12 protein-coding genes are annotated in these 12461 nt (G+C 69.6%); 1 reads left to right on the plus strand and 11 read right to left on the minus strand.

The genetic code is table 11. The annotated features are described in order from the left end of the window. Positions 1 to 205: 205 nt before the first annotated feature. From AC5W7N_RS03015 to ssd, 6 genes are all read right to left on the minus strand, one after another. A complete protein-coding gene (locus AC5W7N_RS03015; protein WP_163813676.1) occupies positions 206 to 538 on the minus strand; it encodes a TadE family type IV pilus minor pilin in 333 nt (110 codons plus the stop codon). 35 nt (positions 539 to 573) lie between these two features. Continuing rightward, positions 574 to 774 (minus strand): DUF4244 domain-containing protein, encoded by a 201-nt coding sequence (locus tag AC5W7N_RS03020; protein WP_195020914.1) that lies wholly within the window; start codon positions 772 to 774, stop codon positions 574 to 576. Between the two features lie 138 nt (positions 775 to 912). Then, the gene (locus AC5W7N_RS03025; RefSeq protein ID WP_195020488.1) at positions 913 to 1524 is read right to left on the minus strand and encodes a type II secretion system F family protein; all 612 of its coding nucleotides are present in this window, start codon (positions 1522 to 1524) and stop codon (positions 913 to 915) included. Between the two features lie 36 nt (positions 1525 to 1560). Next, complete coding sequence (locus AC5W7N_RS03030) at positions 1561 to 2352, minus strand: hypothetical protein (RefSeq protein ID WP_195020487.1); 792 nt, start codon at positions 2350 to 2352, stop codon at positions 1561 to 1563. Beyond that, positions 2349 to 3536 (minus strand): TadA family conjugal transfer-associated ATPase, encoded by a 1188-nt coding sequence (locus AC5W7N_RS03035; protein WP_194990792.1) that lies wholly within the window; start codon positions 3534 to 3536, stop codon positions 2349 to 2351. The genes AC5W7N_RS03030 and AC5W7N_RS03035 overlap by 4 nt, the downstream gene beginning before the upstream one ends. Positions 3537 to 3621: 85 nt before the next feature. Continuing rightward, positions 3622 to 4722, minus strand: a complete 1101-nt coding sequence (gene ssd / locus AC5W7N_RS03040) for a septum site-determining protein Ssd (protein ID WP_195020486.1) — start codon at positions 4720 to 4722, stop codon at positions 3622 to 3624. A 357-nt stretch (positions 4723 to 5079) separates the two neighbouring features. On the opposite strand from ssd, the gene AC5W7N_RS03045 reads away from it, so the two are divergent. Further along, the gene (locus tag AC5W7N_RS03045; RefSeq protein ID WP_138447688.1) at positions 5080 to 5919 is read left to right on the plus strand and encodes an HAD-IB family hydrolase; all 840 of its coding nucleotides are present in this window, start codon (positions 5080 to 5082) and stop codon (positions 5917 to 5919) included. Between the two features lie 528 nt (positions 5920 to 6447). Here AC5W7N_RS03045 and AC5W7N_RS03050 read toward each other — a convergent pair. The 5 genes from AC5W7N_RS03050 to AC5W7N_RS03070 are packed head-to-tail and all read right to left on the minus strand — an operon-like array spanning position 6448 to position 12460. Beyond that, positions 6448 to 7194, minus strand: coding sequence for a Fic family protein (locus AC5W7N_RS03050; RefSeq protein WP_163813680.1), 747 nt, complete (start codon positions 7192 to 7194; stop codon positions 6448 to 6450). A gap of 29 nt (positions 7195 to 7223) precedes the next feature. After that, positions 7224 to 8933, minus strand: a complete 1710-nt coding sequence (locus AC5W7N_RS03055; protein ID WP_194992232.1) for an ABC transporter ATP-binding protein — start codon at positions 8931 to 8933, stop codon at positions 7224 to 7226. Next, positions 8930 to 9889, minus strand: coding sequence for an ABC transporter permease (locus tag AC5W7N_RS03060; protein ID WP_195020485.1), 960 nt, complete (start codon positions 9887 to 9889; stop codon positions 8930 to 8932). The genes AC5W7N_RS03055 and AC5W7N_RS03060 overlap by 4 nt, the downstream gene beginning before the upstream one ends. A gap of 15 nt (positions 9890 to 9904) precedes the next feature. Beyond that, a complete protein-coding gene (locus tag AC5W7N_RS03065) occupies positions 9905 to 10831 on the minus strand; it encodes an ABC transporter permease (protein WP_163813683.1) in 927 nt (308 codons plus the stop codon). Positions 10832 to 10855: 24 nt separating this feature from the next. Continuing rightward, complete coding sequence (locus AC5W7N_RS03070) at positions 10856 to 12460, minus strand: peptide ABC transporter substrate-binding protein (protein WP_195020913.1); 1605 nt, start codon at positions 12458 to 12460, stop codon at positions 10856 to 10858. Between the last annotated feature and the right edge of the window lies 1 nt (position 12461).

Genomic DNA, 12461 nt, shown 5'->3' on the forward strand with positions numbered 1-12461 from the left:
GAGCTCCGTTCCGCACCGCGCGGGCCACGACCAGTGCGCGCTCGGCACCGCGCCGGACCAAGCAGCGGGCGTCGTGATACCGACGCGGGCGGCGAGCGATCAAGCCCGACCGGCCGGTCACCCCGTGGCCGCGGGCCGGGCCGCGAGGTCCGCTGCCGGCACGGGCCGCGGCGTAGCATTCGCCCGGCCCGGGGTTGACGATCGCTCACAGTTCCGCACCCGGTTCGGGCGTTGCGACGGCTTCCGCACGCAGTTCCAGGAGCGGCAGTAGTGGCGTCCCGGCGGTGACTGTGGCCAGAATCCGCGTTCCCTCCCGGCGCACCGAGATCTCTGCGCCGGGTGGGGCAATGGCGCGAGCGGCGGGAACGGCGTTGGCGGCGTCACCGCGGGCGGTGAGGCGGGCGGCCTCGCGGGCGGCGTCGACGCAGCGGACCTGGGTCGAGGCTGCCAGTAGCGCACCGATGCACGCGACGACCGCCACGACTATCGCCGCCACAGCGATCGCCGCCTCGACGGTGACGGCGCCGGTGTCGTCCACGAGAAGCGGTGCGCCCCAACGCCGCCCGCCCCGCGCTAGACGTTCGTGTCGAGCGCGCGGTCGATGATCTTGGTCAGCGCGTCCACGATGCTGTCGCCCGTCACCACCGCGTACAGCACGGCTCCGAAGGCCGCGGCGGCGATCGTGCCGATGGCGTATTCCGCGGTACTCATCCCGCTGTCGTCGGCCATCAGGTGCCACAGCCGGGTCCGCACCGACGCGCTCCATGAGCGCATCCGGTGCGTCCCGGTCGAGCACGCGCCGTGCATACCGTGCCGCGCCGCCCTCTCGATGGGCATCTTGTTCCCCTCTCCTGCGAGCCCACGCGGCGAGTCCGCGTGGGAACGTCTCCGTTGCCGAGCCCGCCGGCGCTGTCACAGCAGGCCGCCACCGAGCACCCGGCCGGCGAGCCCGATGATCACCGGGACGATGCCGAGGCAGATGAATGCGGGCAGGAAGCACAGCCCGAGCGGCCCGCCGATCAGCACACCGGCGCGTTCGGCCCGCGCGGCGGCCGCATCCTGGACCGCGCCGCGGCGCTGCTCGGCCAGTTCCCCCACCGCCACCGCGAGCGAGGAACCGGAACGGGCCGACCGCCGCGCGAGTCGCGCCAGAGCTTCGATCTCCCCTGACCCATCGGTCGCCTCCCGCGCCGCTCGCTCCCAGGCAGCGGCCGCATCGGCTCCGAGTGCCAGCAGATCGGCGGCCCGGCGCAGCGGCCCGGCCAGCGCCGGTGGTGCACCCGGAACCACGGCGTAGACCGCCGAGTCGATGGGCATGCCCGCGCGCAGGCAGGCGGCCAAGAGGTCGAAGACCGAGGCGGCCGCCAAAGGGTCGATTCCTCGCCGTCGCCGCGCGCGCGTGAACCCGCGGCCGGCCGAGGGCTTCTCGGCCGAGTTCAGCCGACGCGTCACTACCAACCGCCCCGGTAAGAGCAGCATCGCGACAGCCAGCAGCATCGCGGCGACCGCGGCCGGCGATCCCATCGGTTTCCTCCTGGTACACAGCATGATCCGGATGGTTCACAGCAGCACCCTTCGTGTGATCTCGTCCGACCACAGCAAGCCGGCGCAGGCCAGGGCGGTGCCGAGCGGGAGCAGAATCGCGCCGGCGGGAGCGCTGAACAGCACCTCCAGTGGCGCGGCGCCCATGAGCTGGCCGAGTCCGATGCCGAGCAGCGGCAGCCCGGCCAGGACCGTCGCCGTCGCCCTGGCACCGGCCAGTGCGGCGGTCGTGCGGCCTCGGAAGCGGATACGGCCGATCAGGTCGATGCGTGCGGCGCCGAGCAGCTCTGCCAGGGCGAGACCGTGGTGTTCGGCGACGCGCCAGGCCTCCGCGACGCGGTCGAGCTCGGCCGCGATCACCGATTCCGGTCGGCACAGCCCGTCCGCGCCGGATCCGCCGAGCCTGCTGCGGGCGGCGCCGACCGCGAACACTTGCGCGGCAATGCCTTTCGCATCACCGGCGGCCGTCTCCGCGGCGACGCTCGGATGCGCACCCACTCGCAGCTCGCCGATCACCGACTCCAGTGCGTCGAGCAGATAGCCGCATTCAGCGGCGTGGCGGCGATCTCGCGCGGTCCGCCGCCCACGGAAGATCAGCGTCGCGGCGAGTAGCACCGCCGCTGTCAGCGGACCGATCCCGAGCAGGAAAGCGCACGCGCAAGCCAACGGTGCCGCGAGCCGGACGACGGCGCCGCGATGCCTTTTCGGGCGCTTCCGTCCCGCGCCGAACAGGTCACGGAACCGCCGCTGCGACATCGCTGGCGGCGCCAGCAGCAGCGCGAACACCAGGCACACCAGCGCACCGATCATCGCCCGAGCCGTTCGTTCAGCAGCTGCCGTAGCTGGCCGGCCGCCGGCGTCGGGGCAGTGTCCGCGCGCCAGGACGCACTGATGCGGACATGGCCGGTGTCGTCGCGGTGGACCAGTCCGATTTCCTGGAGGCCGCGGCTGCCGTCTGCTCTGCGGTGCACGTGCAGGATCACCTGGACCGCGGCGGCGAGCTGACTGTGCAGGGCGGCTCGGTCCATACCGCCGAGCGCCGCCAGCGCTTCCAGCCGCGCGGGCACTTCGCCCGGTGCGTTGGCGTGCACAGTGCCGGCTCCACCGTCGTGTCCGGTATTCAGGGCAGTGAGCAGGTCGACGACCTCGGCGCCGCGCACCTCGCCCACCACGATCCGGTCGGGCCGCATGCGCAGGGCTTGGCGCACGAGTTCGCGCACCGTCACCTGGCCGACGCCCTCGACATTGGCGGTGCGGGCCACCAGCCGCACCACATGCGGATGTGGCGGGGCGAGCTCGGCGGCGTCCTCGACGCAGATGATGCGTTCGGCCCTGTCGACCGTGGCCAGCAGTCCGGACAGCAGCGTGGTCTTACCCGCGCCCGTGCCACCGACCACGAGGAACGCCAGCCGGGCCGCGACGATCCGCTCCAACAGCGTCTTCGCCTCACCGGGGACGGCCCCCATCGCGACCAGCGCGTCCAAGCCCTGTGTCGCCGGGCGCAGGACCCGAAGCGACAGGCAGGTGCCACCGTGCGCCACCGGAGCCAGTACCGCATGCAACCGCACCCCGAACGATTCGCCCAGTACCGCGTCTCGGCCGGGCAGGGTGGCATCCACCCACGGTTGGGCATCATCGAGGCGCCGGCCCGCGGCCGAGGCCAGTCGTTGCGCCAGTCTGCGTACCGCGGCCTCGTCGACGAAGCCGATCGACGTCTTCTCGATCCCGCGGCCCCGGTCGATCCAGACCTCGTCGGGCGCGGTGACCAGCACATCGGCGACGTCGCTGTCGTGCAGCAGCGGCTCGAGCACGCCCGCACCGGTCAGTTCGGTCTGTAGCAGTCGCAGCGCACGCAGCAGATCGGTATCGCCGAGCACCCCACCGGCTTCGACCCGGATCGCGGCAGCGACCTCGGCCGGGTCTGGATCTCCGGCCGCTCCCGCCAAACGCTCGCGCACCCGGTCCAGCAGCTCCGCTGTCACCAGCGCTCCCATCGCTCCCCCTTCGACCATTCGAATCGACACCGCAGCGGCGATCGCCGCACGACCCGCCGAGACAGGGAATCGGCGGCCCCACAATTCATGTCGCCGGCTCCCCTGGTACGCCGAGCACCATGAGCACGGCGTCGGCGGCCTCCCGCAGCGGCCCCCGTCCGACCGAGAGCCCGCCCCGCTCGAGTCGCGCGGGCAGCCCGGGCTGAGCGCGTACCGCCGCCAGCAGCGGCAGGTCGAGCACCTCGGCGATCTCCGGTCCACGCAGGCCGCCGGGCGCGGGCCCGCGAACGATGAGGCCACGGTTCGGATTTCGCCGGCCGATGTGCGCCGATACCGCTTCCGCGGCGGCGACCCCGCGCACACCGGCCGTGACGACGAGGACCACCAGATCGGCCGCGTCGAGGACCTGTTCGGCATGTGAGGATCGCTCGGCGGAGAGATCGCAGACGACGAGATCGCCTGCGGCCCGGCCCGCTTCGATGACGGCGTGCATCGCGGCGCTGCCGATCACCGAGCGGGCGCTGCCGCCGCGGCCACAGGACAGCACCGCCAGGCCGGGGGCCGCCGACGGTAGTGCGCCGTGCAGGGCGGCGGCCGATATCCGGCCGTCTTCGACGATGAGGTCGGGCCAGCGCAGTCCAGGAGCTTTCTCGATGCCGAGCAACATGTCGAGTCCGCCGCCGAGCGGTGCGCCGTCGACCAGCAGGGTGTTGCGGCGAAAGCCGGTGCGCGCCGAGCGCAGCGCCAGCGCCGCCGACAGCACCGAGGCACCCGCTCCGCCGCATGCGCCGGTGACGGCGACCACTACCCCGCCGCCGGCGCGGTGTTCTCCGCGTTCGGCGAACGTCTCGATGAGCCCGACCGCGGCGCCAGGTAGCGCGATGACGCGTTCGGCGCCGATGGCTGCCGCCGCTTGCCAGTCGAGGAGCTGCGGCTCACCGTCGGTGACGGTGACGACGCCGCCACGCCGTAGATAGCCGGCTTCCGCGCATGCCACCGCGGCCGGGGTGTCGAGGATCACCAGCGGTGCGCCGGCCCACGCGTGCCTGCCGACCGGCATAGTGCGTTCTTCGACCTGGCGTTCCGCGGCGGCCGCGACGCGCCTGACCTCTTCGCGTAGTCCTGGGGTGCCGATGATCGCCAGCGCCGGTGCCGCCGGCAGCTGATCGGTCGCTTCGAAGTCCATGCAGGTCAGCGTCGCGGACCGGGACGGCGCAGAACAGGGCCGTTTCCCGGAATGTGGATAACTCGCCTGCTGTGGACAACTTCGGAAATCAACTGGTCAGCGCCGTACCGGGCACCATGAGAAATCGACCTGTCCGGAAATAGAGGACGGCCCCAGCCGGGGGGGGAGGAGGCTGGGGCCGTCGGGTTCAGCCCCGGGGGGTCGGGCTGAACGCGCCTGGAACATGTCCAGGTGCCAGCAATACTACACCCAAGGTCCGGCGCAAGCGCAAGTCCAATGTTGAAGAAGTTTCGCCGGGACCCATCGCCCTCCGGCGGGCGCACCGGACCACCCACGGCAGCGCCTATCCTTGACCCCGTGACGGCCAACGGCGAGCAGACCGGACATCCGCACCACGGCAGCGAGCGGGCCGGTCGGGTGGCGGCATTCTTCGACCTCGACAAGACCGTGATCGCGAAGTCGAGCACCTACGTGTTCAGCAAACCGTTCTTCGCGCAGGGCCTGTTGAATCGGCGGGCGGTACTGGAGAGCAGCTACGCGCATTTCATGTTCCTGCTCTCCGGCGCCGACCACGATCAGATGGAGCGGATGCGCGCCCACCTGACCAGCATGTGCGCCGGGTGGGATGTCGAGCAGGTGAAATCCATTGTGGCCGAGACGTTGCACGAGCTGGTCGACCCGCTGGTCTACGCCGAGGCAGCCGATCTGATCGCCGATCACAAGATCCGCGGCCACGATGTGGTGATCGTGTCCGCCTCCGGCGAGGAGATCGTCGCGCCGATCGCCGAAGCACTCGGCGCCGATCACACGGCCGCCACCAGAATGGTCGTGCAGGACGGTAAGTACACCGGCGAGGTGGAGTTCTACTGCTACGGCGAAGGCAAGGTCACCGCGATCGAAAAGCTCGCCGCCGCCGAGGGTTACGACCTGTCGCGGTGTTATGCGTATTCGGATTCGATCACCGATCTGCCGCTGCTCTCGGCGGTCGGCCACCCGACGGCGGTGAACCCCGATCGCGCCCTGCGGCGCGAGGCGGTGGCGAGGAGCTGGCCGATCCTGACCTTCTCCAACCCGGTGTCGCTGTGGTCGCGGTTCCAGGCACCGTCCTCCACCACGGTGGCGGCAACGGCGGCGGTGGGAGTGAGCGCGGTGCTCGCGGGTGCGATCAGTTACCGGCTGCTGCGCCGGCGCCGCTGACGAACCCCTCCCAACCGGGTACACCCGAGCCCCACGGCCGGCGCCGGGCAGGCCGGTCGGTACGCCCGTACAAGATCGCGAACTGTGCCGCGACCAGGGATTCAACCACGAAACACCGGGAGACACGCCGATAATTCGATGTTTTCCGACCCCTTGCTGTGAGTGCGCTCACAGTGTAAAAATGAAGGCACGGAAGGACGGAAGGCCAGGACGGAGTCGGAAGAGAAGGCTCAGCCCCCCATCCCACCCTTCCCAGCACGGACGCCAGGCACCCACGCGGAGCGCGCCGCGACAAGGGCAAAAGCGTTGTGGGCCTGCGACATTCGAGCTGCCGACGGCGAGCGCCTCGCATAATTGCGGGGATGAGCCGCGGTGGATTCGGATCACTCGCCGAGGCCGAAGAACACAACCCACTCAGCACGCTTGGTAACCGGGTTGTCCGTGCTAGCGGGCGGTGAGGTCGGTGACGACAACGCCGCCCGCTTCGATATGTCCGGACCTATCCCTACAGACCCGATATAGCTCCCCCTAACCAGAGGCGGCGTCGGCGATCGACGTCGCCTCTCGTGCGCCATCCTCCAGCGCACCGCAGCACAGGATCACCCAGCTGCCGACTCCCTCGGGAGTGCCCGTCCCGAACGCCGCGGCCGCATCCAGATAGGCCTGCCGCCTGCGCAGCCAGAACACCTCGGGCACCCCGAGGCTGTGCGGGTCCAGGCCGCTCGATACCGCGACGAGCCGAGACGCCGCCCGCGCGACGATCCCGTCGGCGGTGCCGAACGGCTTCAGGGTCAGCAGCTCGCCGTGCACCACGGCCGCGATCACCGGGGCGGGCGCCGACGATCCGAGCACGGTCTGGGCGAGCAGGTCCAGTCGCTGCGCTACCCCGCCGTCACCGCGCGGCCTGCCGAGTTCGGCCTCATCGGCGACCAGATCGGCGGCGGCGAGCAGATGGAGCCGGGCCAGGGCTTGGAGCGGAGCGCGCTGCCAGGTGCCGACGAGATTGCGCAGCGCGTCCCCGTCCAGGGCCTGCCCGACCCGCAGCGAGCCGGCCAGAATCGGATCGCTGACGTTGCCGTCGGCGGGCAGTTCGACGCTTCCACCGTCGATGGCGGCCGACGAACGCGCGGCACGCACCGCCGCCTCGGCCGCCGTCGTCGGCCAGCCGCGACGGTTGCTCTTGTGCCGGTGGACCTCGGCGAGCGCATCGCGGGCCTTGTCGGCGGCGGCGCGCACACCGGGCAGATCGACGAGGGGCTGCAGCGGATCGGTCACGATTGATGAGGCTACTGGCGTGTACTCGGTCAGCTCACCAGTAGGTCCCGCCCCGGAATGGCGTCGAGCAAGCGGCGGGTGTAGTCCTCGCGCGGGTTGTCGAACACCTCGTCGGTCGGCGCGGCCTCGACCACTCGGCCCGCACGCATCACCAGGACCTCGTCGGCGATCTGCCGGACGACGGCCAGATCATGGGTGATGAACAGATACGACAAGCCGAGTTCGGCTTGCAGGTCGCTGAGCAGCTCCAGGATTTGGGCCTGGACCAGCACGTCGAGCGCGGAGACCGCCTCATCGCAGACCAGGAGTTCGGGCGAGAGGGCAAGGGCGCGGGCGATGGCGACGCGCTGGCGTTGACCGCCGGACAGCTCGTTCGGGTATCGCGACAGCACATCCGCCGGTAGCGCCACTTTGTCGAGCAGGTCGCGCACAGTGGCGTCTCGTTCGGCGCGACGACCGATGCCGTGGGTGCGCAGCGGCTCGGTCAGGGTGCGATGGATCGAGTACATGGGGTCGAGCGAGCCATAGGGATTCTGGAAGATCGGCTGCACCCTGCGCCGGAACGCCAAGGGTGATTTCCGGCTCAGCTCGGCCACGTCGGCACCGTCGAAGGTCACCGTTCCCGACGTCGGCTCCAGCAACCCGAGCACCATCTGGGCGACCGTGGACTTGCCCGACCCGGATTCGCCGACGATGGCCGTAGTGGTTCCGCGCCGCATCCGGAAGCCGACGTCGTCGACGGCGAGCAGTTCGGTCGACTTCCACGGCACCGATCCTCTGATCCGGTACCGCTTCGTGAGTCCGTCGACGACCAGGATGTCCTCGGCGGCAACGGTATCCACGTCGCGGGCACCTTCCTCGGCCACCTCGATCGCCTGACGCCGCACCTGTGCGCGTGCTACCCGCACCGAGCGCCGCCGGGCGGCCAGCGACGGCGCCGAGTCGACCAGGCGACGGGTGTACTCGTGCTGTGGATCGCGCAGGATCTCCAGCGCCGGACCGGATTCCACCACCCGGCCGCGATACATCACCACCAGATGTTCGGCCCGTTCGGCGGCAAGGCCGAGGTCGTGGGTGATCAACAGCATCGCAGTGCCCAACTGCGCGGTGAGTTCGCCGATGTGATCGAGGATCTGCCGCTGCACGGTGACGTCCAGGGCGGAGGTCGGTTCGTCGGCGATCAGCAGATCCGGGCGCCCGGACAGCCCGATCGCGATCAAGGCCCGCTGGCGCAGGCCGCCGGACAGCTCGTGCGGGTACTGGTTCATTCGGTGTTCCGGGTCGGGGATGCCCGCCTCACGCAGTAACTCGGCGGCCTGCACACGCGCCTGTTTGCCACGCGCGATCCCATTGGCGGCCAGGGTTTCACCGATCTGGAAGCCGATCTTCCACACCGGGTTCAGATTCGACATCGGGTCCTGCGGAACGAACCCGATACCGTTGCCGCGCACCCCGATCAACTCCGATTCCGGTGCCGCCGCCAGGTCACGGCCGGCGAAGCGGATCTCACCGGACACCACTCGACCGCCGCTGGGCAGCAGCCCGATCACCGCATGGGCGGTGGTCGACTTGCCGGAGCCGGATTCCCCGACGATCGCCACGGTCTGGCCGGGGTAAACCGTCAGATCGACACCACGGACGGCATCGACCCGATCGTCTCCCGAGCCGAAAGCGACGTGCAGATCGCGGATCTCGAGCAGCGGCGCGGCCGGTTCGCCGGTTGCCTGCGCGGCGTTCATGCTCGCCTCCTGCGGGATTTCGGATCGAGGGCATCGCTGAGCGCGTCGCCGAGCATGATGAAGCTGAGCACGGTCAGCGCGAGTGCCGTCGCGGGATAGAACAGGATCAGCGAACCACCGCGCAACTGCTGCTGCCCGGTCGCGATATCGGCGCCCCAGGACACCTCGGTCGGCGGCAGGCCGACCCCGAGGAACGACAGCGTGGCCTCGGTGACGATGAATACGCCCAGCCAGATGGTGGTCACCACGATGACCGGCCCGAGTGAATTCGGCACCACATGCCGCAGCAGGATCCGGAACCGCGACACCCCCAAGGCCCGCGCCGCCAGCACGTATTCGCTGTTCTTGGCCGCGATCACCGCCCCGCGCGCGATCCGCGCCACCTGCGGCCAGGTGAATCCGGCCAGGATGACGACCACCAGCGCGATCGTCCGGCGCTCCGACAGCTGCATGACGACGATGGCGGCGAGCATCAGTGGAACCGCGTACACGATCTCGGCGACCCTGGAGATGATCGAGTCGAGCAGCCCGCCGTAGAAGCCGGCCAGCGCACCGAGCGTCGCCCCGATCGCGACGAACAGCAGCGCCGCGCCGACCCCGGTCAGCACCGATGCGCGCGCCCCGTAGACGGTGCGGGCGTAGATGTCGCAGCCTTGCAGATCGAACCCGAACCAATGCTGTGAACTGGGCGGGAGCAGACTGTTGTCGACTACGCAGTAGCGCGGGTCCTGGTCGGTGAACAGGCCGGGGAACAGGGCAAGCAGCAGCACCAGCACGATCATCGCGACCGATACCAGGAACAGCGGATTGCGGCGCAGCCCGCGCCAGGCTTCACCCCAGAATCCGCGCGGTGTTCCTGCCACCCGCACCCGGTCGACGGCATCGACCTCGATCTCGTCGGCCGGCGCGACCCAGCGCTGCTGTCCGGGGCGGGCCCGAGCACGCTCGTCGGACATGCTCACACTCCCTTCTCACGCATAGCGGATCCGTGGGTCGAGCGCCGCGTACAGCAGGTCGACGATCAGGTTGGCCAGCAGGAACACCACGATCAGCACGGTCACGAAGGAGACCACCGTCGGCGCCTCGCCGCGCACCACCGCCTGGTAGAGGGTGCCGCCGACGCCGGGGATATTGAAGATGCCCTCGGTGACGATGGCCCCGCCCATCAGCGCACCCAGATCGGCACCGATGAAGGTGACCACCGGGATCAGCGAATTGCGCAGGATGTGCACCACCACGACCCGGCGCCGCGGCAGTCCCTTCGCGGTGGCGGTTCGCACGTAGTCGGCGTCCCGGTTCTCCACCACCGAGCTGCGGGTCAGGCGCAGCACGTAGGCGAACGACAGTGCGCCGAGCACCATCGCGGGCACGATCAGCCGCGCGAAACTCGCGTCGGCGCCGACGGTCACCGGCGCGATACCCCATTCGATGCCGAACAGATATTGGGCGAGGAACGCGAGCACGAACACCGGCACCGCGATCACGATCAGGCTGGCGACCAGCATCGTCGAATCGAACAGCCTGCCCTTGCGCAGTCCGGCGATGACGCCGAAGAACACGCCGAACACCGTCTCGAACAGCACCGCGAGCAGCGCCAGCCGGAAGGTGATCGGGAAGGCGCGCGCGAGTTCTTCGCGCACCGGGCGGCCGGAGAAGGAGGTGCCGAGGTCGAAGGTGAAGATGCCCTTCAGGTAGTACAGATACTGCACGATGAACGGCCGGTCCAGGTGGTAGCGGGCCTGCAGCTGGGCTTCCAGGGCCGGGGTCAGCGTGCGGTCACCGGCAAGGGCGGCCACAGATCCGCCGGAGACCTTGAAGATCAGGAAGTAGATGAGCAGCGTGGCGCCGAAGAACACCGGAATCATCTGCACCAGCCGCCGCACGATGTACCAAGCCATACGCTCTCCTCACTCTCCGGCGGCTCAGCGCAGCTCGATGTTCTCGAAGTCGGCCAGGCCGTTCCAGGCGAAGGCGACATTGCGGACCCGCTCGGAATAGCCCGCGGAGTTGACGTAGTCGAAGACCGGGATGGTCGGCAGGTCACGCAGCAGCACCGTCTGCGCCTCGGCGACCAGTTCCCAGGACCGTTCCTCGGTCGGCGCGGCCTCCGCGGAGGCGATCAACGCGTCGAATTCCGGGTTGTGGTAATCGAAATCGTTGGTGGCCGAGTTGCTCAGGAACCCGGGTTCCAGGAACTGCAACATGGTCGGGTAATCGCCCTGCCAGCCGGACCGGAACGCCTTGCCGACGGTCCGGCTGGTGACCTGATCGCGCAGCTGTTTGAAGGTCGGCAGGGCGGCGCCGACCGCTTCGATGCCGAGGGTGTTCTTGATGCTGTTGGCGACCGCGTCGACCCAGGCCTGATGGCCGCCGTCGGCGTTGTAGGCGATCTCGAAACGTCCACTCCACGGCGAGATCTCGTTCGCTTGCGCCCACAGCTCGCGCGCCCGTTCCGGGTTGTAGTCGAGGACCTCGGAGCCGGGCAGATCCGGGTCGTAGCCCGGCAGCACTCGTGAGGTGTAGTCGCGTGCCGGCGTGCGGGTGCCGCGAAAGATCTTGTCGCCGATGCGTTCCCGCTGGATCGCCATGGAGATGGCGTGCCTGCGCAATCTGCCCTCCTCGCCGTCGAAATGCGGCAGGCCGGGCTGTGTGCCGATCCACTGGTTCTGCGCGGTGGGCGCGGACACGGCGCGCTCGCCCAGATCGTCGTCGGCGACGGTGAGCGCGCTGGGCGGGACGGTGTCGAGCACGTCGAGATTGCCGGCAAGCAGATCCGAATAGGCGGCGTCGAAATTGGAGTAGAACACGAAGGTCAGGCCCTTGTTCTTGGCCGGACGCCCGCCCCGGTAGGTCTCGTTGGGCACCAGGTCCAGCTTCACATCGTGCTGCCAGGCGTCACCGTCGGCGAAGCGATACGGGCCGTTGCCGATCGGGCGCTGACCGAACGCCTCGATATCCTCGAACGCCACCTCGGGCAGCGGATAGAACGGCGCGTACGCCAGGCGGGTACGGAAGTCGATGGTCGGCGCCTTCAGATCGACGGTGAAGGTGAGCTCGTCGAGCACCCGCAACCCCGACATCGTCTGCGCGCGAGGCGGATCGGCCTGCACATCGTCGAAGCCGACGATCGGCTCGTAGGTGTAGCTCTGCAACTGCGCATTGGTGATCAGCGCGCCGAAATTCCACGCGTCGACAAACGAGTGCGCGGTCACCGGCGAGCCGTCGCTGAAGGTCCAGCCTGGTGTCAACCGGATCAGATAGTGCTGCTGGTCGGCGGTCTCGATGGACTGGGCGACCTCGTCGTGCAGGCGGCCGTTCGCGTCGATGCGGCGCAGCCCGGCGAAGAGCCGGTCCACGATCCGGCCGCCGCCGTTCTCGTTGGTATTCGACGGAACCAGCGGATTCTGCGGTTCGCTGCCGTTGACCGCGATGGAATCACCCAGCGCCGGCGTGATGGTGCAGGCGGGCACCGTCGCTGCGCACAGCAGGGCGAGCACCAACGTCGCGAACCAGGCCGGAATCCGCATC

The organism is Nocardia sp. CDC519 (genome assembly GCF_059509835.1).

What these genes read in the sequence shown, in the direction of transcription:
- AC5W7N_RS03020 (WP_195020914.1), bottom strand. Translation starts at nt 774, where the DNA reads ATGCGCTCATGGAGCGCGTCGGTGCGGACCCGGCTGTGGCACCTGATG.
- AC5W7N_RS03025 (WP_195020488.1), bottom strand. Translation starts at nt 1,524, where the DNA reads ATGGGATCGCCGGCCGCGGTCGCCGCGATGCTGCTGGCTGTCGCGATG.
- AC5W7N_RS03030 (WP_195020487.1), bottom strand. Translation starts at nt 2,352, where the DNA reads ATGATCGGTGCGCTGGTGTGCCTGGTGTTCGCGCTGCTGCTGGCGCCG.
- AC5W7N_RS03035 (WP_194990792.1), bottom strand. Translation starts at nt 3,536, where the DNA reads ATGGGAGCGCTGGTGACAGCGGAGCTGCTGGACCGGGTGCGCGAGCGT.
- ssd (WP_195020486.1), bottom strand. Translation starts at nt 4,722, where the DNA reads ATGGACTTCGAAGCGACCGATCAGCTGCCGGCGGCACCGGCGCTGGCG.
- AC5W7N_RS03055 (WP_194992232.1), bottom strand. Translation starts at nt 8,933, where the DNA reads ATGAACGCCGCGCAGGCAACCGGCGAACCGGCCGCGCCGCTGCTCGAG.
- AC5W7N_RS03060 (WP_195020485.1), bottom strand. Translation starts at nt 9,889, where the DNA reads ATGTCCGACGAGCGTGCTCGGGCCCGCCCCGGACAGCAGCGCTGGGTC.
- AC5W7N_RS03065 (WP_163813683.1), bottom strand. Translation starts at nt 10,831, where the DNA reads ATGGCTTGGTACATCGTGCGGCGGCTGGTGCAGATGATTCCGGTGTTC.
- AC5W7N_RS03070 (WP_195020913.1), bottom strand. Translation starts at nt 12,460, where the DNA reads ATGCGGATTCCGGCCTGGTTCGCGACGTTGGTGCTCGCCCTGCTGTGC.